The organism is Paludisphaera sp., from assembly GCF_037189885.1.
Taxonomy (GTDB): Bacteria; Planctomycetota; Planctomycetia; order Isosphaerales; family Isosphaeraceae; genus Paludisphaera.
Genome location: NZ_JBBCIR010000018.1, coordinates 1 through 26,360 on the forward strand (window position 1 = coordinate 1; position 26,360 = coordinate 26,360).

27 protein-coding genes are annotated in these 26,360 nt (G+C 70.5%); 14 read left to right on the top strand and 13 right to left on the bottom strand.

Going from position 1 to position 26,360, the window contains the following annotated elements:
- Window positions 1-91 precede the first annotated feature (91 nt).
- Both WG209_RS07425 and WG209_RS07430 read right to left on the bottom strand, forming a co-directional pair.
- Window positions 92-1,252, bottom strand: coding sequence for a DUF420 domain-containing protein (locus tag WG209_RS07425; RefSeq protein ID WP_337174390.1), 1,161 nt, complete (start codon window positions 1,250-1,252; stop codon window positions 92-94).
- Between the two features lie 163 nt (window positions 1,253-1,415).
- The gene (locus tag WG209_RS07430; protein ID WP_337174391.1) at window positions 1,416-2,267 is read right to left on the bottom strand and encodes a CPBP family intramembrane glutamic endopeptidase; all 852 of its coding nucleotides are present in this window, start codon (window positions 2,265-2,267) and stop codon (window positions 1,416-1,418) included.
- A 404-nt stretch (window positions 2,268-2,671) separates the two neighbouring features.
- Here WG209_RS07430 and WG209_RS07435 point away from each other — a divergent pair, with 404 nt between their 5' ends.
- From WG209_RS07435 to WG209_RS07470, 8 genes are all read left to right on the top strand, one after another.
- The gene (locus WG209_RS07435; protein ID WP_337174392.1) at window positions 2,672-3,913 is read left to right on the top strand and encodes a c-type cytochrome; all 1,242 of its coding nucleotides are present in this window, start codon (window positions 2,672-2,674) and stop codon (window positions 3,911-3,913) included.
- Between the two features lie 126 nt (window positions 3,914-4,039).
- Window positions 4,040-4,882, top strand: a complete 843-nt coding sequence (locus tag WG209_RS07440; protein ID WP_337174393.1) for a cytochrome c oxidase subunit II — start codon at window positions 4,040-4,042, stop codon at window positions 4,880-4,882.
- Complete coding sequence (locus WG209_RS07445; protein ID WP_337174394.1) at window positions 4,879-6,660, top strand: cbb3-type cytochrome c oxidase subunit I; 1,782 nt, start codon at window positions 4,879-4,881, stop codon at window positions 6,658-6,660. The genes WG209_RS07440 and WG209_RS07445 overlap by 4 nt, the downstream gene beginning before the upstream one ends.
- A gap of 90 nt (window positions 6,661-6,750) precedes the next feature.
- Complete coding sequence (locus WG209_RS07450; RefSeq protein ID WP_337174395.1) at window positions 6,751-7,734, top strand: COX15/CtaA family protein; 984 nt, start codon at window positions 6,751-6,753, stop codon at window positions 7,732-7,734.
- Window positions 7,731-8,672 (top strand): heme o synthase, encoded by a 942-nt coding sequence (cyoE, locus tag WG209_RS07455; RefSeq protein WP_337174396.1) that lies wholly within the window; start codon window positions 7,731-7,733, stop codon window positions 8,670-8,672. Before WG209_RS07450 ends, cyoE begins: the two co-directional genes overlap by 4 nt.
- A 27-nt stretch (window positions 8,673-8,699) precedes the next feature.
- Window positions 8,700-9,647 (top strand): cytochrome c oxidase subunit 3, encoded by a 948-nt coding sequence (locus WG209_RS07460; RefSeq protein WP_337174397.1) that lies wholly within the window; start codon window positions 8,700-8,702, stop codon window positions 9,645-9,647.
- 26 nt (window positions 9,648-9,673) lie between these two features.
- On the top strand, window positions 9,674-10,072 hold the full coding sequence (locus WG209_RS07465; protein WP_337174398.1) for a cytochrome C oxidase subunit IV family protein: 399 nt from the start codon (window positions 9,674-9,676) through the stop codon (window positions 10,070-10,072).
- Between the two features lie 52 nt (window positions 10,073-10,124).
- The gene (locus tag WG209_RS07470) at window positions 10,125-11,045 is read left to right on the top strand and encodes a metallophosphoesterase (RefSeq protein WP_337174399.1); all 921 of its coding nucleotides are present in this window, start codon (window positions 10,125-10,127) and stop codon (window positions 11,043-11,045) included.
- A gap of 13 nt (window positions 11,046-11,058) precedes the next feature.
- Here WG209_RS07470 and WG209_RS07475 read toward each other — a convergent pair whose 3' ends face one another.
- From WG209_RS07475 to WG209_RS07520, 10 genes are all read right to left on the bottom strand, one after another.
- Window positions 11,059-11,439 carry a hypothetical protein gene (locus WG209_RS07475; RefSeq protein ID WP_337174400.1) on the bottom strand — a complete coding sequence of 127 codons (381 nt, stop codon included), beginning with the start codon at window positions 11,437-11,439 and terminating at the stop codon, window positions 11,059-11,061.
- 118 nt (window positions 11,440-11,557) lie between these two features.
- Window positions 11,558-12,007: an ATP synthase F1 subunit epsilon gene (gene atpC / locus WG209_RS07480; protein ID WP_337174401.1), complete on the bottom strand. Its 450-nt coding sequence runs from the start codon at window positions 12,005-12,007 to the stop codon at window positions 11,558-11,560.
- Between the two features lie 34 nt (window positions 12,008-12,041).
- A complete protein-coding gene (gene atpD, locus WG209_RS07485) occupies window positions 12,042-13,481 on the bottom strand; it encodes a F0F1 ATP synthase subunit beta (protein WP_337174402.1) in 1,440 nt (479 codons plus the stop codon).
- Window positions 13,482-13,566: 85 nt separating this feature from the next.
- Window positions 13,567-14,478, bottom strand: a complete 912-nt coding sequence (gene atpG / locus WG209_RS07490) for an ATP synthase F1 subunit gamma (protein ID WP_337174403.1) — start codon at window positions 14,476-14,478, stop codon at window positions 13,567-13,569.
- A gap of 91 nt (window positions 14,479-14,569) precedes the next feature.
- Complete coding sequence (gene atpA / locus WG209_RS07495) at window positions 14,570-16,279, bottom strand: F0F1 ATP synthase subunit alpha (protein ID WP_337174404.1); 1,710 nt, start codon at window positions 16,277-16,279, stop codon at window positions 14,570-14,572.
- Window positions 16,236-16,871, bottom strand: a complete 636-nt coding sequence (atpH, locus tag WG209_RS07500) for an ATP synthase F1 subunit delta (RefSeq protein ID WP_337174405.1) — start codon at window positions 16,869-16,871, stop codon at window positions 16,236-16,238. The genes atpA and atpH overlap by 44 nt, the downstream gene beginning before the upstream one ends.
- Window positions 16,868-17,557 (bottom strand): F0F1 ATP synthase subunit B, encoded by a 690-nt coding sequence (atpF, locus tag WG209_RS07505; protein WP_337174406.1) that lies wholly within the window; start codon window positions 17,555-17,557, stop codon window positions 16,868-16,870. Before atpF ends, atpH begins: the two co-directional genes overlap by 4 nt.
- A gap of 158 nt (window positions 17,558-17,715) precedes the next feature.
- Window positions 17,716-18,015, bottom strand: a complete 300-nt coding sequence (atpE, locus tag WG209_RS07510) for an ATP synthase F0 subunit C (RefSeq protein WP_337174407.1) — start codon at window positions 18,013-18,015, stop codon at window positions 17,716-17,718.
- 170 nt (window positions 18,016-18,185) lie between these two features.
- The gene (gene atpB, locus WG209_RS07515; RefSeq protein ID WP_337174408.1) at window positions 18,186-19,001 is read right to left on the bottom strand and encodes a F0F1 ATP synthase subunit A; all 816 of its coding nucleotides are present in this window, start codon (window positions 18,999-19,001) and stop codon (window positions 18,186-18,188) included.
- A gap of 56 nt (window positions 19,002-19,057) precedes the next feature.
- Complete coding sequence (locus tag WG209_RS07520) at window positions 19,058-19,330, bottom strand: AtpZ/AtpI family protein (protein WP_337174409.1); 273 nt, start codon at window positions 19,328-19,330, stop codon at window positions 19,058-19,060.
- Window positions 19,331-19,927: 597 nt separating this feature from the next.
- Here WG209_RS07520 and WG209_RS07525 point away from each other — a divergent pair.
- From WG209_RS07525 to WG209_RS07535, 3 genes are all read left to right on the top strand, one after another.
- On the top strand, window positions 19,928-20,995 hold the full coding sequence (locus WG209_RS07525; RefSeq protein WP_337174410.1) for a DUF4912 domain-containing protein: 1,068 nt from the start codon (window positions 19,928-19,930) through the stop codon (window positions 20,993-20,995).
- Window positions 20,996-21,128: 133 nt separating this feature from the next.
- Window positions 21,129-21,899 carry a UvrB/UvrC motif-containing protein gene (locus WG209_RS07530; RefSeq protein WP_337174411.1) on the top strand — a complete coding sequence of 257 codons (771 nt, stop codon included), beginning with the start codon at window positions 21,129-21,131 and terminating at the stop codon, window positions 21,897-21,899.
- 332 nt (window positions 21,900-22,231) lie between these two features.
- Entirely contained in the window at window positions 22,232-22,813 is a 582-nt protein-coding gene (locus tag WG209_RS07535) for a 5-formyltetrahydrofolate cyclo-ligase (protein WP_337174412.1), read from the top strand.
- A gap of 16 nt (window positions 22,814-22,829) precedes the next feature.
- Here WG209_RS07535 and WG209_RS07540 read toward each other — a convergent pair whose 3' ends face one another.
- Window positions 22,830-24,041 carry a PmoA family protein gene (locus WG209_RS07540; RefSeq protein ID WP_337174413.1) on the bottom strand — a complete coding sequence of 404 codons (1,212 nt, stop codon included), beginning with the start codon at window positions 24,039-24,041 and terminating at the stop codon, window positions 22,830-22,832.
- 335 nt (window positions 24,042-24,376) lie between these two features.
- On the opposite strand from WG209_RS07540, the gene WG209_RS07545 reads away from it, so the two are divergent.
- From WG209_RS07545 to hemW, 3 genes are all read left to right on the top strand, one after another.
- Complete coding sequence (locus WG209_RS07545; RefSeq protein WP_337174414.1) at window positions 24,377-24,724, top strand: RNA-binding protein; 348 nt, start codon at window positions 24,377-24,379, stop codon at window positions 24,722-24,724.
- A 170-nt stretch (window positions 24,725-24,894) separates the two neighbouring features.
- Window positions 24,895-25,173 (top strand): NifU family protein, encoded by a 279-nt coding sequence (locus WG209_RS07550; protein WP_337174415.1) that lies wholly within the window; start codon window positions 24,895-24,897, stop codon window positions 25,171-25,173.
- Window positions 25,080-26,348, top strand: coding sequence for a radical SAM family heme chaperone HemW (gene hemW, locus WG209_RS07555; protein ID WP_337174416.1), 1,269 nt, complete (start codon window positions 25,080-25,082; stop codon window positions 26,346-26,348). Before WG209_RS07550 ends, hemW begins: the two co-directional genes overlap by 94 nt.
- Window positions 26,349-26,360 lie beyond the last annotated feature (12 nt).

Sequence of the window (26,360 nt, forward strand, 5' to 3'; positions counted from 1 at the left end):
CGCGACCTGGCTCAGGCAGGTCTCGCCGGCCCTTTCGCACTTCGAATCCCGTCGGGCCCTCTCGGTACCCGGGCCCGCTCGGTACCCGGGCTCACCCGGTGGAGCCGAGAGGGAGCTGGTAGAGCATCCAGTAAATCACGACGCCCGTGATCGATACGTACAGCCAGACCGGGAACGCGACGCGGGCGGCGCGGGCGTGGCCGGCGTAGTCGCCGCGGATCGCGCGGTAGAGCACGGTCCCCACCAGCGGCAGGGCGGCCAGCGCCGCGAGCAGGCTGTGCGAGGTCAGGATCGTCAGGTAGGCCCACTTCGTGAAGCCCTCGCCTGGGAACCTCTTGCTGCCGGCGAAGGCGTGGTAGGTCAGGTAGCTCCCCAGGAAGATCGCCGAGGCCAGGACGGCCAGCCCCATCGCCAGCACGTGCCCGCGCGCCGCCGGGCTGCCCCAGAGGGCCGCGAGTCGACCGGCGACGGTCGGCCGCGCGTGCGCCTCTTGCTCGGTCGCCGCGAGGTTCGCCGGGCCGGAGGGCCGACGGATCGCTCGCCAGCCGAGCAGCAGCAACACGGTGCAGAGGGCGTTCAGGCTCGCGTTGATCGGCGGCAGCGACCGAACCCACGGGGGGAGCGCCCGCCGCTTCGCCTGGACGATCAGGGCGTCGAGAGCCTGGGGATCGCCGCTCTCGAACAGGCCCACGAGCCGGCCGCGGTCGACGAGCGCCAGCCGGTCGCTGTGGATGACGGCTTCGTCGGAGCCGTCGGCGGCGGGGGACGGGTTCGTCATCGCCGTGACCAGGAAGTTCTTGCGGATCAGCTCCAGCGTCTCGTCCTTCGGCCCGGTCAGGAACCACCAGCGGTCGGGGTCGGCGCCGAAGGTCCGGGCGTACTCCGCCAGCACCTCGGGCGTGTCGTATTCGGGGTCGACGGAGATGCTCACGAGCTTCACGTCGGCGTCGCCCAGCCGGTCCTGCAAGCTCTTCATCACGCTGGTGATTCGCGGGCACGAGAGCTTGCAGCGCGTGAAGATGAACGAGGCGACCCACACACGATCCCGGAGCGTCGCGTCCGTCACCGCTTCCCCTGAACGCTCCACCAGCGAGAACGGGCCGATCGGGTCGCCCGCGTCGCCGAGGTTTTGACCGGCCGGGGATCCGGCCGCGGTCCGGCTTGCGGCTCGCACCCAGGCCAGGCAGAGCGCCCCGGAGAGGAGGATTGCGACGACGACGATCCACGAGCCCAGACGATATCCTGATGCCACGAGTCACCACCTGGCGCCCGCCGCGGTCCGACGCGGCGCCGCCTCTCGAATGAAGGTTGTGGGCGGGGGGAGGTCCGTCTCCGCCGGGGCCCCGGCTTCCACGCCGCGAGCGGATGTCGGCCCGGAGGGACTGCGGGGCGGGGGGGGCGGGGCGAGGTCGGCCTCAACCGTCCCAACCGACCCAACCGACGAGTACATCGTAGGCGGTATGCGCGCCGACGGCGATGCCGAACCCCCGCAGGATGAAGACCCAGGCGAAGAAGACGCCCGCCATCCAGCGGAAGATGAACGCGAACCAGGTGAACGCCTCGCCCGGATGCCCCGCGTGGTGGGCCAGAGAGAACAGCAACGCCGACCCGCTCGCCGCGAACGCCCCCGCCAGCACCTGCGGGGCCTGCATGGCCTTTAACGTGTAGAAGAGCGCCGGGACGAGCAGCAGCCGGAACAGCGCCTCCTCGTACACCCCCGCGCCCAGGAAGCCGATCAGCCGGGCCATCTCGTCGTCGGTCGCGCCGGGGTTCGCCTGGAATAGCGCGGCCGGAGGAGGCGTCCGCTCCATCAGGTCGAAGCCCACGTCGACCAGCCGGCTGACCCCGACCAGCGCGACGGCGAGGACCAGGCTCTCGATCACCATCCCCGCCAGGACCATCGGCGAGAACTTCCACCCCTCGGTCTGGGTCGCCTGCCAGCCGAGAAGCACCAGCACCAGGGACAGAGGCAGCAGCCAGTGGTCGGTGAGGCCGGCGGCGGCCAGGGAATGCCGCAGCCAGGCGTCGGCCCCGGTCCGGAGCGCCTGAGACTCAACCCCCCCCAGCCAGACGACGCCGAACTCGTAGGCCAGGACGATTGGCGCGATCAGCAGCAGCGAGGGGAGGGGCTTGCGCGTGGTCGACCAGTAGCCCGGGGTCGGCTCCTCAACCGGCTCGACGAAGACCAGCCGCCGCATCCGGCACCCGGAGCCGAACCGCCCGCGCCCCGGCTCTTCAAGGTCCGGCGCGTCCTTGGAACGCTTCACGGACGGTCCCTCCCAGGGCGCGCGGGGCCTTGCCACGGGGCGATGCTCCCGTCGGGGGTTCCCGCTTTGTTCGAAAGAATCGGAGCCTTCGAATCGAGCGAAGGGCCCGAAATCGCTGTTCCGCTTGTGGGGGCCGCCGCGGCCGGCTACGATAACCTTACCATACGGACGAGGGAGCGGCCCGACGCGGATCGTGGCCGGGCCGGAATCACACCAATCGCGGCCCCCCGACACGCCGTCCGACCCGTGGGTCGGACGGGCCTCGCCGTCGTGACCCGGCCAGTCCGGCCCGCGCGCGGCGGACGGATCGGGTCGTCCCTGGCAGCCCCGCCCTTCACGCCGCACGACGAAGTCCGGCGCGCCCTGGCCCTGGAGATGTTCGCGTGATCGTGCGACGGCGTCCCGTGTTCGGACCTTGGATCGTGCTGGCGCTGGCGGCCGGATGCTCGGACGCCGACTTCGCCGCCCCGCTCGCCTACGAGGAACAGCCGGGGATGACCCGCGAACTCGAGGGGAAGTCCCACCTGGCCGACAAGCCCAGGATCCGCGAGCGGGCCCGCGCCGTGATGGCCGAACTCTACGGGCCGAACCCGAAGGAGATCCACGTGCCCGAGGGCGCGCCGCTCTCGGCGGACGAATCGGGCGTGGTCGGCGGGCTGCTGGGGAATTTCGTCAGGACGGCCGAGGGGCCCAGGAAGCTGCCCCACGCCGGCGGCTTCGCGCTGTATCGTCGCCACTGCCTCCACTGCCACGGCCTGAGCGGGGCGGGGAACGGCCCCACGGCCCCGTTCGTCTTCCCGCCGCCGCGCGACTTCCGCCGGGGCCTCTTCAAGTTCACCTCCACCCCCACCGGCGCCCGCCCCACCCGCGACGACCTCCGGCGCTCCATCAATGACGGCCTCGAAGGCACGTCGATGCCGGCGTTCAAGGCGCTGCTGACCGAGGAGGAGGTCGAGCAGGTGGTCGACTACGTCACCTTCCTGAGCCTCCGCGGCGAGACCGAGCTGGCGATGATCGAGGAAGGCTTCCTCGGCGAGGACGAGGACCCGGACGCCCTGGAAGACGACATCGTCCAGGACCTCCTCTCCGTCGTGTTCGGCAAGTGGGAAGACGCCGAGGATCGGGTGGTGGACCCGCCGACCCCCCGAACGCCCCCCTCGCCCGAGAGCGTCTTGCGGGGCCGCGAGCTGTTCCTGGGGCGGACCAAGGAGAAGCTCGAATGCGCCGGCTGCCACGGCCCGAAGGGGCGGGGGGACGGCCAGAGCTTCGTCCCGCCGGACGTCTTCAACCGCGTCGTCTTCCGGGGCGACCCGAGCAAGATGGACGAGCGCGTGGCGCTCCTGGACGAGCCCACCCGGGAGCTGTGGAAGCAGAAGCTCGACGAATGGGGCAACCCCCTGCGGCCGGCGAACCTGACGGTGCCGGTCTACAAGGGGGGCCGCCGCCCGATCGACCTTTACTGGCGGATCGCCAAGGGGATCACCGGCGCGCAGATGCCGGCGCACTACCCTGGGATCGATCACGACCAGATCTGGGACCTGGTGAACTTCGTCCTGGCGCTCCCCTATCAGCCCGACCTGCTGGACGGGCCGGGCGTGGCGGCCGAGCCCGAGGCGGTGGCCGAGGCCGAGGCGGCCCGACGATGACGACGGGGCCCGCCGCGAGGGCGGCCGGGCCGGCGATGGGATATGCTGTGACCGAGGATGATGCTCCGGGCCGCCCCCCCGTCACGAGGGGCCGCCCGGGTCGCCGGATCGTGGGAGCCCCTTGATTTGCGATACTGGTCCCTGATCTTCGCCATCGCGGCCCTGTTCAGCGTGGGGGCGTTCGCCTACGCGCCGTTCTCGCCCGACTGGTGGCTCCCGAACCCGGCCGACGAGCCCGGCCACGTCGTCTCCAAGGCGGGCCGCGAGATCGACGCGCTCTTCCTCATCATCCTGTGGCTCAGCGGGATCGTCTTCGTCGCCACCCAGGCGGCCATGGTCTGGGCGCAGTTCCGCTACGCCGACCGCCTGGACGCCGACGGCAAGCCCGTCCGCCCCGCGCACTACTTCCACGGCAGCCAGCGGCTGGAAGTGCTCTGGACGATCGTCCCGGCCGGCATCCTGCTGTTCCTGGCGCTCTATCAGATGGGCACCTGGGCCGACATCAAGTTCCGCTCGGCCGCCCCCAGGACCCCCGTCCTGGCCGAGGTGACCGCGCGGCAGTTCCAGTGGCTGATCAAGTACCCCGGCCCCGACGGCAAGATCGGCACGATGGACGACCTGTTCACGATCAACGACCTCCACTTCGTCAAGGACGAGACGGCGCTGATCCACCTGAAGTCGGCCGACGTCATCCACTCGTTCTTCCTGCCCCAGATGCGGATCAAGCAGGACGCGGTCCCCGGGATGACCATCCCGGTCTGGTTCGACAGCGACCGCGCCGGGCGGTTCGAGCTGGCCTGCGCCGAGCTGTGCGGCTGGGGCCACTACAAGATGCGGGGCGAGGTCGTGGTCCACGAGACCCGAGAGGACTTCGAGGCGTGGCAGGCCGCCAGGCTCGCCGAGCAGGGGCGCAGCCAGGTCGGCGAGCCCGAGGACGATGACGAGACATCGGAGGGGGATCGGCAGTGAGCGACGCGCACGTCCACCCGCGCCCGCGCAACCCGCTGACGCGCTACGTCTTCTCGACCGACCACAAGGTCATCGCGATCCAGTTCCTGTTCACCGGGCTGTTCGCATTCGTGCTCGGCGGCCTGATGGCGATGGTGATCCGCTGGCAGCTCGCCTGGCCCTGGAAGCCGGTGCCGATCCTGTCGAAGTGGCTCTGGTCCGACCCCGCGCTGGGGGGCCAGATGCCGCCGGAGTTCTACAACAAGCTGTTCACGCTGCACGCCACGATCATGATCTTCTTCGTGATCATCCCGCTGCTGACCGGGGCGTTCGGCAACTTCCTGATCCCGCTGATGATCGGCGCGCGGGACATGGCGTTCCCGAAGCTGAACATGTTCAGCTACTGGATCCTCTGGCCGGGGATCGGCTTCCTGCTGGCGTCGTTCTTCGTGGAAGGGGGGGCGTCGGAGGCGGGCTGGACCGGCTATCCGCCCCTCTCGACGCTGGCCCACGCCGCGCCGGGGTCGCTCAACGGCCAGACGTACTGGCTGCTGTCGCTGCTCTGCGCCGGTGTGTCGTCGCTGACCGGGTCGATCAACTACATCACCACCGTGGTCATGCTGCGGGCGCCGGGGATGAAGCTGTTCCGGATGCCGATGACCGTCTGGTCGCTGTTCATCACGGCGTTGCTCCAGGCGGTGGCCCTGCCGGTCCTGACCTCCGCGCTGGTGATGCAGCTGCTCGACCGCCTGGCCGGGACGAACTTCTTCAGCCCGGTGGGCGGCTCGGCGGGCAACGGTCCGGCGGCCGTCGGCGGCGGAGCGCCGCTCTTGTTCCAGCACCTGTTCTGGTTCTACTCGCACCCGGCGGTCTACATCATGATCCTGCCGGGGATGGGGATCGCCTCGGACGTGATCAGCACGTTCTCGCGCAAGCCGCTGTTCGGCTACAAGCCGATGGTGATCGCGCTGGCGGCGATCGCCGGGATGGGCTTCCTGGTCTGGGGCCACCACATGTTCGTCTCGGGCATGAACCCCGCGCTCGGGGCGACGTTCATGGTCTCGACGATGATGATCGCGCTCCCCTCGGCGATCAAGGTCTTCAACTGGATCGGGACGATGTGGGGGGGGCGGATCCAGTACACCACGGCGATGCTCAACGCGATGGCGTTCGTCTCGATGTTCATCATCGGCGGGCTGTCGGGGATCTTCATGGCGGCGACGCCGGTGGACATCCACATCCACGACACCTACTTCATCGTCGGACACATCCACTACGTCCTGTTCGGCGGCAGCACGTTCGCCCTCTTCGCGGGGATCTACTACTGGTTCCCGAAGATGTTCGGCCGCATGATGAACGAGGGGCTGGGGAAGCTCCACTTCCTCCTCACGTTCGTCTTCATGACCGGGACCTTCCTGTTCATGCACATCGTGGGATGGCACGGCCACATGCGGCGCATCCCCGACCCGACCGTCTACGAGTTCCTGCGGGCGCCGGGCGTCGTCTGGATGAACCAGTTCATGACGGTCTGCGCCTTCGTCCTGGGGCTGTCGCAGCTGATCCTCGTAGTCAACTTCTTCCACAGCATCGTGGCCGGCGCCCCCGCGCCTGACAATCCGTGGAAGGCGAACTCGCTGGAATGGGCGACGACCTCGCCGCCGCCGCATCACAACTTCGACGAGCTGCCGCGGGTCTTCCACCCCCCCTATGAGTTCAGCGTCCCGGGGGCCGAGGACGACTACCTGCCGCAGACCTCCCCGCTGCCGCCGAACATCAACCTGGACCCGGTCATGGCCTGACCCGACCCGACCCGACCCGACCGGCCCGAACCGCCCGAACCGGAGGACGACGCCCCGGCGGCACCCGTCGCCGCCCCGCACGCGCAAGCCATGACGAAACTCGACCCCGCGCCGGAACCCGATCGCCAGCCGACCTCCGCCTACCGCGCCGCCCCCCACTGGGCGGCGGTGCTGGCGGCGGTGTTCACGCTCCCCTTGCTGTACGTCGGCGGGTCGGTGACGACCTATCGCGTCGGCATGGCCGTGCCCGACTGGCCGACGACATTCGGCATGAACATGTTCCTCTACAACTTCTGGAACGCCCCGTTCGGCGTCCAGGTCGAGCACTCCCACCGCCTCTACGGCGCGGCGGTCGGGCTGGCGACGATGGCGCTCTGCGTCTGGTTCTTCCTCCACGAGACCCGCGCCTGGATGAAGACGTTCGGCGTGGTGGCGCTGGCGATCGTCATCGTCCAGGGTCTGCTGGGGGGCTTCCGGGTCACCCAGAACTCGACCACGCTGGCCGCCCTGCACGGCTGCCTCGCCCAGGCGTTCTTCGCCATCACCGTCGCCCTCGCGACGTTCACCGGCCGCGACTGGCTCTCCGACGCCCGCCCCACGCCCGACGTCCGCCGGATCCGCGGCCTGGCCGCCTTCACGGTCGTCCTGACCGCCGCGCAGATCGGCGTCGGCGCCTGGGTGCGCCACTTCAGCGGGACGGCCGCCGCGATCTTCCACGGCGTCGTCGGCCTGGCGATCCTGGGCGTGGCCGCTCACCTGTATGTGCGGATCAAGAAGAACCCCGAGCCCAAGCCGTCGCTCAAGTCGGCGGCGCGGGTCGCGGAGGTCCTCGCTGGCGTGCAAATCCTGCTCGGCGTCGCCTCGTTCGTCATGCTCTGGCCGTTCGACGGCATGCCCCGGCCGGTCGGCTTCTACCAGGCCGTGACCCGGACCCTGCACCAGACCAACGGCGCCGTGCTGCTCGCCGCGACTCTGGTCGCGGCGCTACGGGCGTACCGCCACCTCTCCCCGGCGCCCGGCGCCGATCTCCCGGCATCCCATTCGTCCCCGACCGACACGGAGGCCGTCGCTTGAACACCGCCGCCTCGATGGGCGAGCCCGCCCTGAACGTCGCCGCGCCTCCCGCCGAGGCCGCGGCCCTGGAAGCCGTCGAGGGCCGGACCTCCGCGTTCCTCGAGCTGACCAAGCCTCGGATCGTCCTCCTGGTGGTCATCACGGCCGGCGCGGGCTTCCTGATGGGAGCCCGCGGCAGCGCCCACCCGACGACCATGCTGGCGACGCTCCTCGGCACGGCCCTGGTGGCCGGGGCCGCCAGCGTGCTGAACATGGTCTGGGAACGCGACCGCGACGCCCTGATGCGCCGGACCCGACGCCGCCCGCTGCCCACCGGGCGGGTCTCGCCGCGCGAGGCCGCCGCCTTCGGCGTGGCGCTGGGCGCGGCCGGGACGCTGGTCCTGCTGGCGCTCGCGAACGCGACGGCCGCCGCGGTCGCCGTCGCGACGCTCGCCCTCTACGCCTGGGTCTATACCCCGCTCAAGCCCCTGACCACCCTGAACACGGGCGTCGGCGCGATCCCCGGCGCGTTGCCGCCGGTCATCGGCTGGGCGGCGGCGACCGGGACGCTGAGCATCGAGGGCTGGACCCTCTTCCTCATCGTCTTCCTCTGGCAGTTCCCGCACTTCCTGGCGATCGCCTGGGTCCACCGCGAGGACTACGCCCGCGGCGGGATGAAGATGCTGCCGTGCCTCGACCCCGACGGCCGGATGACCGGCCGCCAGTCGACGCTCCACGCCCTGGCCCTGATCCCCGCCAGCCTGCTGCCGACGGTCGTCGGGCTCGCGGGGTCGTTCTACTTCGCCGGGGCCTTGCTGCTGGGGATCTACTACCTCGCCGCCTCGGCCCGGTTCTGGAGCGTCCCCACCGATTCGAACGCCCGGAAGCTGATGGGGGCCTCGTTCCTCTACCTGCCCGCCGTGCTGCTCCTGCTCCTGCTCAACCCCTTGCCCGCCTGACCCGAGGCGACCCGAGGCCCCACAGATATGACGTCCCCGGACGCCCCGACCCACCTCGAAGCCGCCGGGCACCCGCCCCACCGCCTCTCGGCCGACGCCGCCCCCGCGCCGGCGACGCCGGGGAAGGTGGGGATGTGGCTCTTCCTGGCGACCGAGGTCATGTTCTTCACCGGACTGATCGGCTCGTACATCGTCTGCCGAGCCGGCAGCCCGCCGACCTCGTACAGCAACCTGTACGCCCCAGCCACGCGGCTCGACCGCCTAAAGGAGACGCGCGGCGTCGTCTTGACGGACGTCGGCGCCGACGCGACGGCCGCGGCGGGCGCGATCGCCGCGGCCACCGGCAAGCCGGAGGCGGAGGTCGCCCGGATCCTCGCGACCGTCCCCCACGGCGTCGTGAACGGCCTGGACGAGGAGGGCGCCGACGGACTCGTTGCCGCGCTCGGCCAGCTAGGGGCGAAGGCCGAGGCGATCCCGCTCCGGATGTCGAGCTGGCCCCGGCCCTACGACGAGCTGATGAACCCGCTGAGCGTCGACCTGACGACGATCAACACATTCATCCTGATCTGCTCCTCGGCCACGATGGTCCTGGCCGTCTCGGCCATCCAGCGCGGCCGCAAGGGGCTCTGTTCGCTCTACCTGCTGGCCACGCTGGTCCTGGGGAGTTTGTTCCTGGGCGTGCAGGTCTACGAGTATCACGAGTTGCTGGAAGGGCGGACGTACCCGGCGGGCATCAGCCCCACGGGGCATTTCACGCCGGACGTCAGCCTGTTCGCCTCGTGCTTCTTCGCCACCACCGGCTTCCACGGCCTGCACGTCGCCGTCGGGGTCGTCGCGCTGGCGATCGTCTTCCTGGGGTCGCTGCTCGGCCGGTTCTCCGCCCAGAACTTCGCGACGATCGAATACGTGGGGCTCTACTGGCACTTCGTCGACGTGGTGTGGATCCTGCTGTTCACGATCATCTACCTCATCTGACGCCGACCGCCCCGAGGAGCCCGGACATGACCGACGTCGACGCCAGCCCCCCGATCGCGCCCGCGACGCCCGCCGAGGCGGCGGCCGCGGCCTCGGTGGAGGCGCACGCCCCTTACATGAAAGTGCTGCTCGGCCTGTTCCTGCTGACGGTCGGCGAGTACTTCTTCGCCCGCTTCCTCCAGGACTCGCCCGCCCCGCTGATGTTCGGCCTGGTGATGATGGCCGCCGCGAAGGCGGGGCTCGTGGCCTGGTACTTCATGCACCTGAAATTCGAGCGGCTCTGGGTCTTCCTGGTGATCGGCCCGGCCGCGCTGATGGCCGTGATCCTCACCCTCATGCTGTTCCCCGACTTCGTCTGGCAGCCCGACCCGCTGGGCGAGCCGGTCCCCGCGGCCTCGAACGAGCCCCCTCGCCCCGGGCCGTGACGCCGATGCCGCTGGATCTCCCCGCCCCCTCCATCACCCCGGGACACTCCCCTTGGCGGCCTTCCGCATCGCGCACCTGTCGGACATCCACGTCTGGGAATGGACGCTCAACCCCGTCCGCCTGATGAGCAAGCGCGCCGTCGGCATGACGGCCCTGCTCCTCGGGCGGGCGCGGCGGTTTCGCCAGGAGCGCCTGGCGGCCGTCGTCGAGAAGGTGGCCTCGATCCGGCCCGATCACGTCCTCATCACCGGCGACCTGACCACGACCTCCATGCGGGAGGAATTCGCGCGCGCCCACGACGCGCTGCGGCCGCTGCTGCGGACGCCCGAAAGGGCGACCGTGATCCCCGGCAACCATGATCGCTACACGAGGAGGGCGACCCGAGGACGCCACTTCGAACACGCGTTCGGCCGGTTCGCCGGCGGCGTCGAATACCCATGGCTCCGGTTCATCGCCGATCGGACGGCGGTGCTGGCGCTCGACCCCTGCCGCCCGGCCGTCGGCGCGCGGGGGCTCCTACCGGAAGAGCAGCTCGCCGCCGCCCGGGAGTTGTGGGAGGACCATCACGACGAGATCGACCGCCTGATCGTCGCCTGCCATTATCCCGTCGACGCCCCAGAAGGCCTGCGTGACGACCTGGCGTGGAAGCCGCTGGTCAACGCCGACGAGCTGGCCGACTGGCTGGCCACGCTAGGCCCGCACCTGTTCTGCTGTGGGCACGTCCATAACGCCTGGGCCTTCACGCCCCCTCGCGTCCCCGACGAGCTTTGCCTCAACGCGGGCGCGCCGTTGCTGGTCGACCGCGAGGGGGACAGCCCGCCGGGATTCCTCGAGATCACGCTCGACGGGGCGGACGTCGCGGTCGTCCATCATGGATGGGACGGCTCGGCGTGGGTCGAGCGTCCGCTGGCCCATCGGGAAGGGTTCCTCGACCCCACCCGCCGTCGGGTGGGGTTCCCGCTCGGCGAGTGAGGGAGGGGGCGGTTCAGTCCTCCTGAACCTCGGCCTCCTCGCCGATTTCCTCCTCGTCGAACTCCTCGTCGTCGAAGTCGCCTTCGAACGTCACCTCGGCGAGGTCGCCCAGGCGATAGTCCTTCCCCTTGATGGAAAGCGTCAGGTCTTCCATGGCCGGGATGTCCTCGTCGGGGACGTCCTCGCGCATGGCCAGGGCCTCGAGGCCGTCGATGGCCTTGTCGAGGGCGTCGGAGAACTCCTCGGCCGAGATGCCCTCCGCGATCAGGACCTCCTCGCGGGCGGTGTAGACGATCTCGACCATCTCCTCGTCGTCATGCTCGTGGTCGTGGCCGCATCCGCAGGTGTCGTCGTGGACGTGGTCGGCTTCGGGTTCGTGTTCGTGGTCGGACATGAGAATGCTCCGGGTGTGGGGCGGGACGGGACCAGGGAGGATTGGAAAGCAAAATCGGGACCGGACGAAACGGGTGAGCGTTCGTCCGGTCCCGAGGGGAGGGTCGTGGCTGGGCGGGTCAGGCCTTGCGGCTGACGTGCATCATGGCGCGGAGGCGGGCGACGTTCCGGGACTTCTCCTCGGCCTCGGCCTCTGTCGCGGCCCGGACCTTCTGGGCCTCGTCGAGCAGCGCGGCGGTGCCGTTCATCTCGATCTTGGCGGCCGGGACGGCGCGGGAGGTCAGGACGGTGACGACGTCGTCGCGGACCTGGGCGAAGCCGCCGTCGACGAAGTACGACTCGACGGCGTCGCCGGTCTTGATCCGCAGCTCGCCGAAGCCGAGGCGGCCGAGCAGGGGCGCGCGGCCGGGGAGGACGCCCAGCTCGCCGTCGTAGAGCGGCAGGGCGACGAAGTCCACGGTCTTGGCGAAGGCGGTTTTCTCGGGCGTGACCACCTGGCACTGGAGCGACTTCGGCCCGGTCGGGCTCGAGGTCGCGCCGTGGTCGGCGGTCGGGATGGCGTCGGCCATGGGATCAGGGCTCCCCGTCGGGGTGGTGTACCGGTCAGATCGCGCCCATCTTCTTGGCCTGTTCCTCGGCCTGTTCGATGGGGCCGACGTACATGAAGGCCGACTCCGGCAGGTGGTCCCACTTGCCGTCGCAGATCTCCCTGAAGCTGCGGATGGTGTCCGGCAGCTTGGTGTACTCGCCCGGCTTGTTGAGGAAGACCTCGGCCACGAAGAACGGCTGCGACAGGAACCGCTCGATGCGGCGGGCGCGGTGGACGACCAGCTTGTCGTCCTCGGACAGCTCGTCGACGCCGAGGATCGCGATGATGTCGCGGAGTTCCTTGTAGCGCTGGAGGATCTTCAGGACGCGCTGGGCGACCTCGTAATGCTCCTCGCCGACGTACTGCGGGTCCAGGATGCGGGAACTGGAGCCGAGCGGGTCGATGGCCGGGTAGATCCCCTTCTCGGAGATCGACCGCGACAGCACGATGAAGGCGTCGAGGAAGCCGAACGTGGTGGCCGGGGCGGGGTCGGTGAGGTCGTCGGCCGGGACGTACACGGCCTGCACCGACGTGATGGCGCCATTCTTGGTCGAGGTGATCCGCTCCTGGAGCGCGCCCATCTCGGTCGCCAGCGTGGGCTGGTAGCCGACGTTCGACGGCATGCGGCCCAGCAGCGCGGAGACCTCGGAGCCGGCCTGGCTGAACCGGAAGATGTTGTCGATGAACAGCAGGGTGTCGGCCCCGGTGGCGTCGCGGAACCACTCGGCCATCGTCAGGGCGGAGAGGGCCACGCGGAGGCGGGCGCCCGGCGGCTCGTTCATCTGGCCGAACAGCATCACGGTGGAGTCGATGACCGACTTCCCGGTGCTGCCGACCTTGGTCTCCTGCATCTCGAGCCACAGGTCGTTCCCCTCGCGGGTCCGCTCGCCGACGCCGGCGAAGACGGAGTAGCCCGAGTGGACCGACGCGATGCGCGAGATCATCTCCTGGAGGATGACCGTCTTGCCCAGCCCGGCGCCGCCGAACAGGCCGATCTTGCCGCCGCGGACGAACGGCGTCAGCAGGTCGATGACCTTGATGCCGGTCTCGAACTGCTCGGTCTTGGGCGACAGCTCGTCGAACGACGGCGGGTCGCGGTGGATCGGCCAGCTCTCCTCCGAGGGGACCGGGCCGCGGCCGTCGATCGGCTCGCCCAGCAGGTTGAAGACCCGGCCCAGCGAGCCCTTGCCCACCGGCACGCTCACCGGGGCGCCGGTGTCGATGACCGGCATGCCGCGGACCAGGCCGTCGGTGGAGCCCAGGGCCACGCAGCGGACCCGGTTGCCGCCGAGGTGCTGCTGGACCTCGCCGGTCAGGCTGATCTCCACGCCCTTCCGGCCGGCGTCGATCTTCAGCGCGTTGTAGATGTTCGGCAGTTCGCCGTCCTCGAACTCGGCGTCGAACGTCGAGCCGATGACCTGGGCGATCCGTCCGGTCCTCGTAGCAGTCGCCATGTCGGGGGATTCCTCGTCTTCAAATCGCGCCGGGGGCGCGTGGTTCTTCAGCGATATCGCGTTCGGGGGGCGGACGGGTCGGCGGTCATTCCAGGGCGATGGCGGCGCCGACGATGTCGGCCAGGTCGCCCGTGATCTGGGACTGGCGGGCCCGGTTGTACTGGCGGGTCAGCCCCTTCGAGAGGTCGTCGGCGTTCTGAGAGGCCCCCTTCATGGCCACCATCCGGGCGATCTGCTCGCTGACGGCGGCGTCCAGGAAGCACTTGAACAGCCGCGCCTTGAACGAGGCCGGCACCAGCTCCCTGAGGATCCCCTCGGCGTCGGGCAGGTACTCGTAGTCGGCCTTCTCGCGGCCCGGCCCGGCCGACGCCGGCGTCTGGGCCTCGTCTCGCCTCGGCGCGGCGTCGGGGTCGTCGGTCGGGATCGGCAGCAGGGTCCGGACGACGGCCTCCTGACGGGCCGTGTTGATGAACCGGGTGTAGGCGACGTCCAGGCGGTCGATCGTCCCGTCCAGGAACATCCGCGAGTAGCGGTCGGCCAGGGCCTCGACCTCCTGGAACGCCGGACGGTCCTCGAACTGGTTGTAGGAGGCGGTGGTGGGGATCTTGCGGTACTTCAGGAAGTTCTGCCCGCGCTTGCCGGAGACCTCCACGGCCACCTGGGCCCCCTCCGCCTGGAGATCCTGGTAGTCGCGGAGCGCCGCGCGGAGGACGTTGCCGTTGTAGCCGCCGGCGAGGCCGCGGTTGCTGGAGAGGACCAGCAGCAGGGCGTTGGCGACGGGCTCGCGCTTCTCGTAGAGCGGGTGCGGTGTCGACGGCGACGAGCCGCCGAGGTCCGACGCCATCTCGGCGATCTTGCGGGTGTAGGCCTCGGCCTCGACGGCCCGGTCCATCGCCTTGCGGAACCGGGCGGTGGCGATGAGCTCCATCGTCCGGGTGATCTTGCGGATGTTGTCGACCGCCTTGCGGCGTTTGATGATCGCGCGGGCCTTGGCCATCGTGGGGTCTCTCGAATATCGGTCGGTCGACGGGGCCGACGCCGCCCGGCGCGGTGGCGGGGCGCCGCGGCGAGGTCGGTCGATTCGGGCGTCAGGCGGTCGCGGCGGCGGCGGCCGGGGCGGCCTGGGCGGCGCCGGTCGGCCGGAACGTCGCCTTGAAGTCCTTGATCGCCGCCTTGAGGTCGGCGACGATCTGGTCGGTCAGCTTCTGCTCCCGGGTCAGCGCGTCGACCACGGCGGCGCGGTCGGCGTGCATGAACTCCAGGAACTCGCGCTCGAACCGCTGGACGTCGCGGACCGGGATGTCGTCGAGGGCCCCGGTCGTGCCGGCGTAGATGCTCATGGCCTGCTCGATGGCCGAGAGCGGCCGGTACTGCGGCTGCTTCAGCAGCTCGACCATGCGATAGCCGCGGTCGAGCTGGGCCTGCGTCGCCTTGTCCAGGTCGGTGCCGAGCTGGGCGAAGGCCTCCAGCTCGCGGAAGGCGGCCAGGTCGAGGCGGAGGCCGCCGGAGACCTTCCGCATCGCGCCGATCTGGGCCTTGCCGCCGACGCGGGAGACGCTGATGCCGACGTCGATGGCCGGCCGCACGCCCGCGAAGAACAGGTCGGGCTGGAGGTAGATCTGCCCGTCGGTGATCGAGATCACGTTCGTCGGGATGTACGCCGAGACCTCGCCTTCCAGCGTCTCGATGATCGGCAGGGCCGTCAGCGAGCCGCCCGAGGTCGGGGTCTTCGCGACCTTGTGGCCGGTCGAGTAGCCGGCCTTCAGGGCGTGCGCGGCCTCCTCGGCGCCGGGGACGCCGACGTAGACCTTGCCGTCGACCGCCTTGTCCTCGGTCGCGGCCTCGGCCGGGGTCGACTCGGGGACGATGACGTAGCGATTGGCGAGCTTCGCCGACCGCTCCAGCAGGCGGGAGTGGGCGTAGAAGATGTCGCCGGGGTACGCCTCGCGGCCCGGCGGGCGGCGGAGCAGCAGCGACACCTGGCGGTACGCGACGGCCTGCTTCGACAGGTCGTCGTAGATGCACAGCGTCGGCTTGCCCTGCTCGTACATGAAGTACTCGGCCATCGCGCAGCCGGCGTACGGGGCGATGTACTGGAGCGGGGCCGGGGCGCTGGCGCCGGAGGCCACGACGATCGTGTAGTCCATGGCGCCGTGGCGGCGGAGGACGTCCACCAGGCCGGCGGTCGTCGACTCCTTCTGCGCGATCGCCACGTACACGCAGATGACGCCCGTCCCCTTCTGGTTGAGGATGGTGTCGATCGCGATGGCGGTCTTGCCCGTCTTGCGGTCGCCGATGATCAGCTCGCGCTGGCCGCGGCCGATCGGGATCATGGAGTCGATGGCCTTCACGCCCGTCTGCAGCGGCTCGTCGACCGGCTGGCGGTCGGCGATGCCCGGCGCGGGGGACTCGATGGCCCGGCTGAGGCTGGTGATGATCGGCCCGCCGTCGTCCAGGGGGTTGCCCAGAGGGTCGACCACGCGGCCGATCAGGGCGTCGCCCACCGGGACGCGGAGCAGCTGCCCGGTCGCCGTGACCTCGTCGCCTTCCTCGATCTGGGTGAATTCACCCAGGACGATGACGCCGACGGAGCCTTCCTCCAGGTTCAGCGCGATCCCCTTGGCGCCGTTCTTGAACGCGACCATCTCGCCGGCCATGACGCCGGAGAGGCCGTGGACGCGGGCGATGCCGTCGCCGACCTCCAGGACGGTGCCGACTTCGGAGCGGGTGACCTCGGGGGCGAACTGCTCGATCTCACGCTGGATGACAGAACTGATCTCTTCGCTTCGAAATTTCATGCGTCTTCCCTTCGATCAGCCGCTGGCGTATCTGTTCAAGACGGTTGCGCGCCGAGGCGTCGTAGACCTCGTCGCCGATCTGGACGACGAGGCCGGCGATGAGGTCGGGGTCGGTGTCGACCTGGAGCACGGGCGTCCCCGAGACGAGCCCGGCGAGCTTCTTCCGGAGGGCTTCCGCCTGGGCCTCGTCGAGGGGGGCGGCGACCCGGACCTTCACGGCCACCAGCCCGCGCCGGCGGTCCCACTGGCGGCGGGCCTCCTCGGCGACGGCGGCGGCCAGGCCGAGCCGGCCGTGGCGGTTCAGGACGCGGAGGAAGCGGAGGACGACGTCGGCGACCTTGCCTTCCAGCAGCGCCGCGAGCATCCGGTCCTTCTCGGCGGCCGGGACGCGGGGGGCCTCCAGCAGGGCGGCGAACCGGGGGTGGGCCGCCAGGATCTCCGCCCGGAAGGCGTCCAGGTCGTCGAGCGCCGCGGCGACCGCCTCGTCCCCTCCGGCGGCTCCGAGCAGGGCGGCGGCGTAGGATCGGGCGGCCTGGGCGTCGTCCTGGGCCAGCGGGCGGCCGGGCCGCTCGGTGGGGGCCTGGGTCGTCATGACCGGGCGCCTCCGGCCTCGGGGAGCGATCCGATGGCGTCGTTGGTCAGGCGGCGACGCTCGTCCTCGCCGATCTCGCGGGCCAGGACGTTGGCGGCGACCGAGACGGCCACGTCGGCGGTGCGGGTCCAGATCTCGGCGAGGGCCTGGTCGCGGGCCGAGGCGATCTCTCGCTGGGCGCGGTCGCGGGCCGATTCGGCCTCGTCCTGCGCCTGGCGGATCAGCTCGGCGGCGCGGGTCTCGGCCTTGCGCTGGGCCTGGTAGATGAGGTCGCGGGCGCGGTCGTCGGCCTCGGCCATCAGCCGGCGGTGCTCGGCCAGCAGGGAGGCGGCGTCGTCGCGGGCCTTCTCGGTCTGGAGCAGGGTCTGCTCCAGGTGGTGCTCGCGGTTGTGCAGGGCCTCGACCAGGGGCTTCCACGCGTACTTGCCGAGGACGGCCAGGAGGCAGGCGAAGACGACGAGCGTCCAGACCGCCAGGCCCGGCTCGGCCTTCATCGGGTTGGGCTTGGCCTCGCCGTGGGCCCCCGCGTCCGCCGCGTGGGCCGCGTCGGCGTGGGCCGGGGCCGCCGTCGCGGCGTGGACGTCGGTGGCGGCCGGGGGCTGCTCGGCGCCGGCGTGGGCCGGGGCCAGCAGCGCGGCCGCCGCGACGAGCCCGGGCCCCAGGGCGGACTTCAGGAAGCGGAGCATGGGATTGGTTCTCGCGGTCTTGCAATCGGACGGTCGGACGGGCGGGGACGGCTCGAGCGCGGAGGGTCGCCGTCGCGGCGACGCCGCCCGGCCGCGCGCCCCGTGGTATCGGGGCGCGAGGGCCGGGCCGGGTCGTCCCGTCGGCGCGGGGCCCCGGCTCAGGCGATGAGCTGGAGCAGCAGCGCGAAGAACGTGGCGCCTTCGATCAGGGCCGCCGCGATGATCATCGCGGCCTGGATGTTGGCGGCGATCTCCGGCTGGCGGGCCATGCTCTCGACCGCGCTCTTGGCCAGCAGGCCGATGCCCAGGCCGGCGCCGATGATGATGATGCCGGCGCCGATCGGCTTGAGGTCGACCGGCTGGACCGCGACGACGTCGCCGGCGGTCTGGGCCGAGGCGACCCCCTGGGCGGCGAACAGCAGGGCGAACGCGAACATGGCGGACTTGATGAGCTTCATCGAAACCCTCGGGAGACTGTAGGTTGACGACCGCGGCGGGCGGGGGTGACTCGCGGGGCCTCGTGCGCCCCGCCCCCGCCCGATCTTCGGGATACCGTCGCGGACGGATCGATCTCGACCCCGCCGGGCGTCCGCGACGCGCCCGGGGCGGGCCCCTCGACGGCCCGGGATCAGTGCGGGTGCACCGAGGCCCCGATGAACAGCGCCGAGAGGAACGTGAAGATGTACGCCTGGAGGAACGCCACGAACAGCTCCAGGAGGCTCAACGCCACGACCCCGGCGATGCTCGCCGGCGCCACGACGTAGAACAGCCAGCCCTGCGCCGCCACGATGAACCCCAGGATCACCGCCAGCACGACGTGGCCGGCGAACATGTTGGCGAAGAGCCGGACGGCCAGCACCAGGTGCTTGATGAGCAGCCCCAGCAGCTCGATCACGAACATCAGGGGCCAGAAGGCGTAATTCAGCGGCTTCGGGACGTCGACGCTCGGCACCAGGTTCTTGAAGAACCCCGCCACGCCGTACTCCTTCACCCCCGACCAGATCACGACCCCCAGGGTGGAGACCGCCAGCACGCCGGTGACGTTGATGTTCCCGGTCGCCGTGGCGCCGCCGGGGATCGAGCCCAGCAGGTTGTTGAACAGGACGAAGAAGAAGGCCGTCCAGAGGAAGGGGAGGAACTTGTCGGCCCCGTGCCCGCCGATCGCCGGGCGGGCCACCTGGTCCCGGATGAACAGGAGGATCGCCTCGAAGGCGTTGAAGAAGCCCCCCTTGCTCACCGGGCGGCGCCGGATGTGCTGGACCACCGGGATGAGGATCGCGATCATCAGCAGGGCCGCGACCGCCTCCATCACCATGAAGCGGGTGATCTGGAGGCCCAGGATCTTCGGGAGGTGGACCTCCATCTGGTAGGACGGGCCGTTCCACCAGGCGAATTCGAGCGTGTTGTGGTCGACGACGTGGTCGAGGGGGCCGTGTGCTGCCATGTCCGGGATATCTTCTCGTCGATCGGGAATCCGCCTCGGCGGAGGATCAGCGTCGTTCAACCCGCGTCGCGATCCGGGCCGCCATCGGCCTCGCGGCGACGTCGGGCGTCGCGGGCGAGTTCCGCCGGCAGTCGGAAGACGTGGAGCATGCCCATCGTCAGGCCCAGGAGGGCCCCCAGGACGGCAAACCAGGGCTTCGTCCCCAGCCACCCGTCGAGCCCGTACCCCAGGAGGGCGGGGACGACGAACTCCAGGCCGATGCTGGTGACGCGCGAACCCCACTCCAGGCCAACGGAGACGGCCGATCGGGAATCGGGTTCGCGAGCCAAGGCCGTCTCCCGGGGCGCGGGCTGGGATGGACGACGTCCGGCGTTGGCCGGGGACGGTGCGTCGCACGCACGTACCATCAAACAGTCCGCCGCGCCCCCTGTCAACAACCTGGGGCCCCGCTTCGCGAAATATTTCACGAAGTCGCCGGCGTGGGCGGCGCGTCCGGCGTTGTCGCCTTCCCAGGCGTTCCAGGCGTCTTGCCGAGCACGTCTCGGATCAAACCGGAATTGACAGTGTTTGTGTCATTGTGGTATCCCCAATGATGGCGAGCCTTGGAAAGGGCCGGCGTGATCGAGATCGCCGGCGCCCTCCGTCCTGGCAGTAGGGGGAATCGCGATGACGTGGCATTGGCAAGGGCGAGGCGGGCTCGGTTGAGGCGAACGGTCGCGATCCCACGGCGGGATCGACGGCCGTTTTTTTTTGCCCCGACGCCCCCCCGGCCGTGCCGACGCGCAGGCCCACTCCGACGCTCGCAGTCGACCCGCTTCATCCGGGATACAGGGAGTTTTCCGGATCGGTCCACTCACGGACGAACCCCGCAACTCGTCATCCGCCGCGCGGCGCCCGTCGCCGCCGCGGCGCCGGAGCGGCCCCGAATGACCGTCGACGCCCTGAAGGACTGTAACAAGAAGCACCTCTCCCAGATGGCCAAGGAGCGGGGCATCGCGGGATGGCACGCGATGCGGAAGGACCAGTTGATAAGGGCCCTGTCGGCCGTGAGATCGGCGACGCCGCCGAAGTCGCGGAAGGAGCGGCCCGCCCCCCGGTCGCCGAAGAACGTCAAGCGCCCCGCGTCGGTCCCCGCGCCGACCCCCGAGTCGCCGATCAGGCCCATGGCCGTCCCGCACGCGCTGGACCACGCCTCCCAGAAGGACCGGATCATCGTCCTGGCCCGCGACTCGTACTGGCTCCACGCCCACTGGGAGCTGAGCCGGGCGACGCTGGCCCGCGCCAAGGCGGCGCTCGGCCAGGAATGGCACAGCGCCCAGCCGATCCTGCGGGTCCTCGACGTCACCAGCGAGGACACGACCAACGCCGCCGAGCGCCACGTCCGCGACGTCCCGATCCACGGCGGCGTCAGCAACTGGTACATCGACGTGGTCGACCCGCCGCGGTCGTATCGGGTGGACGTCGGGTATCTGTCGAGGCGTGGCAAGTTCTACGTCCTGGCGAGGTCGAACATCGTGACGACCCCCAAGGCGGGCGTGACCGACGCGCTGGAGGAGAACTGGGCCAACGTCCAGCAGCAGTTCGACCGGGTCCAGAACCCCTCGACGATCAACGCCAAGGGAACGCCGGCGTCGGTCGACCTGAACGACCTGTTTGATGAGCGGCTCCGCCGGCCGCTGTCGAGCCAGTCGATGCGGGATCTCTCGCTGGGCGCCCTGCCGGGGCTCGGCCGTCGGTTCCACTTCGAGATCGACGCCGAGCTGATCGTCTACGGCTCGACCGAGCCCGACGCCCAGGTGACGCTCCAGGGCGAGCAGGTCCAGCTCCGGCCCGACGGGACGTTCACCGTCCGCTTCCGCCTGCCCGACTCCCGCCAGATCATCCCCGCGGTGGCCTCCAGCGGCGACGGGGTGGAGGAGCGGACGATCGTGCTGGCCGTCGAGCGGAACACGAAGGAACTGGAGCCGATGATCCACGACAGCAACGAGCTGTGATCATCGCCGTCCGCGCTCCGGTATAATATCGTCGCCCGCGGCCCCTCGGCGACATCGGGGGGCCGCGGGCGATCGTTCGCGCGGGCCGGGCCGAGCCGGCCCGAGGCGGCGGCCCGATCGGGGGAGGGGTTCCTTGAGTCTCGACATCGGTGCGATCCTGGCGGGCTGGGACTTCCAGCCCGACGACCTCCAGGCGCGGCTCGTCGCAGGCGACGACGGCCGCGACAAGATCCAGATGCGCGTCGACCTGGGCGTGCTCCAGATGGAATGCGACGGCCGCCCCGACGGCCGCCGCCCCCACGATCGCGAATCCCTCCTGGAGCATCACGAGGCCCGGCGCGACGCGGCCCTCGCCGTCGGCGAGGAGTTCAAGCTCCTGGCCGACGACTGCGCGGGCCTGATGCGCGAGGGCCTCCAGTATTATCACCGCTACCTCGCGGCCTTCCATCTCCAGCTCTACGACCTGGTGGCCCGCGACACCGAGCGGAACCTCCGCCTCTTCGCGTTCGTCTCCAAGCACGCCGCGCGGAACCGCGACAGGATCGAGTTCGACCAGTACCGCCCCTACGTCGCGATGATGAACGCCCGCGCCCTCGCCCTGAAGGAGCTGGGCCGCGACGACCCCCGCGCGGCCCTGGCTCGCGTCGACGAGGGGATCGCTCGGATCCGCGACTTCCTCCGCGAGTACCGGCAGGACGACCGCGAGGGGGATTGCTCCGAGCTGACGTTCCTCCTCCGCTGGCGAACCGACCTCCAGGTCCAGGCACCCGCCGACCCCGTCGCCCGCCTCGAGGACCAGCTCCGACGCGCCGTCGACGGCGAGGACTACGAGGAGGCCGCCCGGCTCCGGGACCGCATCCGGCTGCTCCAGGAGGAGGGGCCCCGTCAAGAGGCGCGAGGCTGAGCCATCGAGGATGTTCGCATGTCTAGGATATGGCCGGTCCGCCCTTGATTTCCGGCGGCGTTGAGTTACCATGGGGTTGTCCGGTTTCGGCCGGGCATGCCTCTGCCATGTTCGACATGGGGCGGTCCTTTTGGCGAACCAACGTTAGACCCGTCGGGGCCCAAAATCGACCTCTCGAAGCCTGGCTTCTCGTAGGTCTGCGGGCCCCACTTGAACTGCGGGTTCTCAAAAGCGCCTCAACGGCATTGCGGTGGAGGTCTTCAGCCCGCGTCGTCTCGCTTCGGCGGGGAGTCGCGGGCTTCTTTTCGTTTCGAGCGCGAGGTCGGCGCGACATGGCCACGACGCCCCTGAAGCGGCGGCTCCGCGCCGAGACGATCGCGGCGATCCTCGACATCGACGAGGGCGAGCGCGCGGCCCGCCAATCGCGCATCATGGCCGGCCTCCTGGGCCTGCCGTCCTACCTCGACGCGGGGACGGTGCTCCTCTACCTGAAGGCGTTCCCCGAGGAACTCGACGCAGGCCCGCTGCTGGCCGACGCGTTCTCGCGCGGGAAGCGCGTGGTGTGCCCGCGCGTGGCCAGCCGGGCGGCCGGGCTGGTGCTGCACCAGATCCGCGGCCCGTCCGACCTCCGGCCCGGGACGCTGAACATCCCCGAGCCCGCCCCCGACACGCCGATCATCGCGCCGGGAGAACTGGATTGGGTCCTGGCGCCGGGCGTGGCGTTCGATCGGTCGTGTTACCGCATCGGACGCGGGGCGGGGCACTACGATCGCCTGCTCCCCCTCGTCCGGCCCGACGTCGAGGTCTGGGCCGGCGCGTTCGACGTCCAGATCCGCGACGACATCCCCGTCGAACCCCATGACGTCCCGGTCCTCGGGATCGTCACGGAGTCGGGGCGGTTCCGGAGGCCCTGAGCCTCCGGCCGGCGGCTCAGTCCTCGTCCGACTCCCACGACCAGTCCGGGGGGGCGGCGTACAGGGCGAACCGGCGCGGGAGGTCGACGGAGCCGGCGTCCCCCTCGTGGAGGATGACGCGGTAGGCCAACTTGATCGATTCGCCTTCGGCCAATCGATGGTCGCCGTAGCCTTCGACCTTGAAGTCGGGCCCGCCGAACGGGTTGGCCGCGAACAGGCCGTAGGTCCGGACGTGCCAAGTCGTGGGATAGCGGAAGCTCGACGGGTGGTTGAGGATCGCGACGCCGACGGTCTCGCCCGCGACGGGGCCGGAGTAGTCGACCCATGCCGACGGCTTGCCCCAGGCCTCGGCGTCCTCGACCCCCTCGGCGTTGCGGATCTTGCCCCCCGTCTTCTTGTCTACGTCCATCGACGAGGCGACCCGGACGCCGAACGAGCCCTCCTTGGTCGCGCCCAGGACCACCGGGCCGGCCGTGGCCTTCAGCGTGACCTCGAAGTCGAGCACGCGGACGCCCCGGGTGGCGTAAACGGTCAGCACTCGTTCATCCTCGCACACCTTGCTCCCGTCGGGGGCGAGCCAGTCGTCGGTGGTCTTGAGCCGGCCGAGGACGGGGCCGGACGCGACGATCTGGCGCGAGGTCTCGCGGATGACGCCCGCCTTGACGGTCCAGAAATCGACGTCGTTGACGCGGCCGTGGGTGAACCAGAACGACTCGTGGTGGGGATGGTCGATGTCCTCCCCCTCGACCTCCTCCATCGGGTAGGAGCGGGTCATCGCCTTGCCGGTGGGGCCGATCAGCGGGAAGAGGAACGGCTTGTACGGGCCGTCAACCCGGTGGACCGTCAGCGGGCCCCTCGCGCCAATCTTGAGGTTGGGCCCATCGGGCGTGAACGTCACGACCTCGTCCTCGCCCGGCGCGCGGATGGAGAGCGCGGCGTGGAAGGTGGTCGGCTCGGCCAGCTCTGGCGCGATGAAGGCGAACGTCTTGACCGCGCCGTCGGCCACGACGACGGCGTCGATGGGGGCGGAGTCCGTCGACGATCGCAGCGAGTAGAGGCCCGGGTCGAGGTCGTCGGGGGCCGGGAGGAGGATCGGAGAGTCGGCCGGCACGCCCTGGGCGGGGCGGATCGTCAGCCGCCGGTCCTGGGCGTCCGCCGTGGAGGCTGCCAGCGCGAGGAGCAGGGCGGCGAGCCCGGGCGGTCGCCATTTCGATCGATTTCGCGTCATGTCCCGTCGGCCTCTTGGATGGTGGTCGTGGCGTGAGCGCTTCAATGTGCGTCACCACGGGGAGACTTGCAAGCGCGAAGCTCCCCCCACGCGAGGGGGCGGCCCGGGGCCCGGGCGATCCCTCCTCTTTTTTTGTTGAACCCTTCGAACCGACCGGATACATTGCCAGACGCTCCAGGATCAGGCGGCGAAGGTCCGGGGTCGGCCGACAGGCCAGCCGCCCATCCCGGAGTGGCGAAGTCCCGCCGGCTTCTCGTCGCGAGAGAGGCGCCGGGGCTCGCGCTGACTGGCACGTTTCGGTCGATCGGTGGAGAGCCTGGCAGCGGGCGATTTCGATGGCGAAGAGGCTATACGTCGGCAACCTCAAGTACACGGTCACGTCCGAGCAGCTTCAGGAGCTGTTCGAGCAGTTCGGCGCCGTCTCGTCGGCCCAGGTCCTCAGCGATCGGGAGACCGGTCGGAGCCGAGGCTTCGGGTTCGTCGAGATGCCGAACGACGACGAGGCCCAGGCCGCGATCGAGACCCTCGACGGCCAGGACAACGACGGCCGCCGCCTGACGGTGAACGAGGCCCGGCCTCGCACCCCCGGCGGGGGTGGCGGCGGTGGCGGCGGCTACCGCGGCGGCGGTGGTTATGGCGGCGGCGGCGGCTACGGCGGCGGCGGCTATCGCGACGATTATTGAGGACGCGGCCTCGCCGCGACTCGACCTGGGACGTACACTTAAGATGTAGGTCCCGAGCAGGGGGACGACGGCACGCCCGACGGGCCCGTCGTCCCCTCGCCGTGGATGGCTTCGAGGGGAGCACGCCGATGCGCGTCCCCTCATCGCACCGCCCCGCGCGAGTCCCGCCGATGAACGCCCACGCCCCGAAGGGGGCGTCGTCCCACGACGCCCGCTCCCAACGACTGGAACGCATCCGGCAGGTCGTCGACGCCCAGGTCCGACCCGACCTCGTGGCCGACGGCGGCGACGTCGAGATCGTCGGGATCGACGAGGACGACATCGTCCAGATCCGGCTGCTCGGCGCGTGCCAGGGTTGCGTCTCCTCCGTGCACACCACCACGATGCTCGTGGAGAAGGCCGTCAAGGCCGAGATCCCCGAGGTCCGCTTCCTGGAAGCCATCCCCTGATCGGCCCAACCGCCACCCGCGATCGCCGGGCCGACGCCCCCCCCTGGCTCCATCCCAGGGCGGCCTACGTCCACGTCCCGTTCTGCGCGCACAAGTGCGGCTACTGCGACTTCGCCTCGCTGGCCGGGTCCGACCACCTGGCCGACCGCTACCTTGACGCCCTGGAATGCGAGACGGCGGCGAAGCTGCGGGAGCCCCGCGAGGTCGACGCGATCTTCGTGGGCGGAGGGACGCCGACGCGGCTCGACGCCCCCCAGCTCGAACGGCTGACGTCCATGATCCGCCGCTGGCTCCCGCTGGCCGGCGGCGGCGAGTGGACCGTCGAGGCCAACCCCGGCACGCTCGACGAGGCCAAGGCCGACGTGCTGGCCTCGGCCGGCGTCGACCGGATCAGCCTGGGGGCGCAGTCGTTCCAGCCGCGCCTCCTGCGGGCGCTGGAGCGGAACCACGCCCCCGAGGAGGTCCCCCGCGCGGTGGGGATCGTCCGCGACCGCTTCCCGCGTTGGTCGCTCGACCTGATTTTCGGCGTCCCCGGCTCGACCGCCGACGACTGGCGGGCCGACCTGGACGCCGCGATGGCGCTCGAACCCTCGCATCTCTCCTGCTACGGGCTGGTGTACGAGAAGGGGACCGCCCTCTGGAAGCAGCTCCAGCGCGGGGACGTCGATCCCGTGGCGGAGGAGGAGGAGCGGCGGATGTACGAGCTGGTGATGGACCGGCTCGAATCCGCGGGGTTGTTGATGTACGAAATATCCAACTACGCCCGCCCCGGCCACGAGTCGCGGCATAACCTCGTCTACTGGGCCAACGACGCCTACTGGGGCCTCGGACTGGGCGCGGCGCAGTACGTCGACGGACTCCGCACGGTCAACACCCGCGACCTGCCGGCCTACCTCAAGCGGATCGAGGCTGGCGAGTCGGCCGTCGGCCCGACCGAGCGCCTGGGGCATGAGGAGCACGCCCGCGAGACGGCCATGCTGATGCTGCGCCGGACGCAAATCGGCATCGATCGCGACGACTTCCGGTATCGCACCGACTTCGACCTCGACGCGCTGCTCGGCCCGGTTATCGCCCGCTTCGTCGCCGAGGGCCTGCTGGAAGACGACGGCCGCCGCGTCCGCCTCACCCGCGAGGGCCGCTTCCTCGCCGACCGGGTGCTGTGCGAGGTGGTCTGACTCGACTCTCGG